Raw genomic sequence first — 817 nt, 5'->3', positions numbered from 1 at the left:
GTGGTCAACAAGCTGCGCGGCACGTTCACGGCGGTGGCGGTCAAGGCGCCAGGCTTTGGCGACCGGCGCAAGGCGATGCTGCAAGACATCGCGATTCTCACCGGCGGCCAGGTCATCAGCGAGGAGCTGGGCCTGGAGCTGAAGAACACGACGCTGCAGCAGCTCGGCCGGGCGCGGCAGGTGCGCGTGGAGAAAGAGAACACCATCATCGTCGACGGGTACGGCGACAAGAAAGAGATTGAGGCGCGCATCGCGCAGATCAAGATGCAGATTGAGGAGACGACCTCCGACTTCGACCGCGAGAAGCTGCAGGAGCGGCTGGCGAAGCTGGCGGGCGGCGTGGCGGTCATCAAGGTCGGCGCGGCGACGGAGACGGAGCTGAAAGAGCGGAAGCTGCGCATCGAGGACGCGCTGAACGCGACGCGGGCGGCGGTCGAAGAGGGCATTGTGTCCGGCGGCGGTACAGCGCTGGTGAACGTCATTCCGGCGCTGGACAAGGTGCAGGCGACGGGCGACGAGCTGACCGGCGTGAACCTGGTGCGCAAGGCGCTGGAGGCGCCGGTGCGGCAGATTGCCGAGAACGCGGGCGTGGAAGGCTCGGTGATTGTCGAGCGGCTGAAGAAGGAGCCGGTCGGTTTCGGGTACAACGCGGCGACCGGCGAGTGGGTGAACATGATCGACGCAGGCATCGTCGATCCGGCGAAGGTGACGCGGACGGCGCTGCAGAACGCGGCGAGCGTGGCGGCGTTGTTCCTGACCACCGAGGCGGTGGTGGCCGACAAGCCGGAGAAGGAGAAGGCTCCGGCCGGCGGCGGCA

The 817-nt window shown here is 67.4% G+C and carries 1 protein-coding gene; it reads left to right on the top strand.

Annotation, left to right across the window (positions count from 1 at the left end; all coding sequences use genetic code 11):
• On the top strand, positions 1-817 hold an 817-nt coding region (gene groEL / locus IEX97_RS12925; protein ID WP_188883514.1), incomplete at both ends, for a chaperonin GroEL.

Source organism: Paenalicyclobacillus cellulosilyticus (genome assembly GCF_014647315.1).
GTDB classification, from domain to species: Bacteria; Bacillota; Bacilli; order Alicyclobacillales; family Alicyclobacillaceae; genus Alicyclobacillus_J; species Alicyclobacillus_J cellulosilyticus.
The sequence above is the reverse complement of the archived record's forward strand: the minus strand, read 5'-3'. Positions and strand labels throughout refer to the sequence as shown.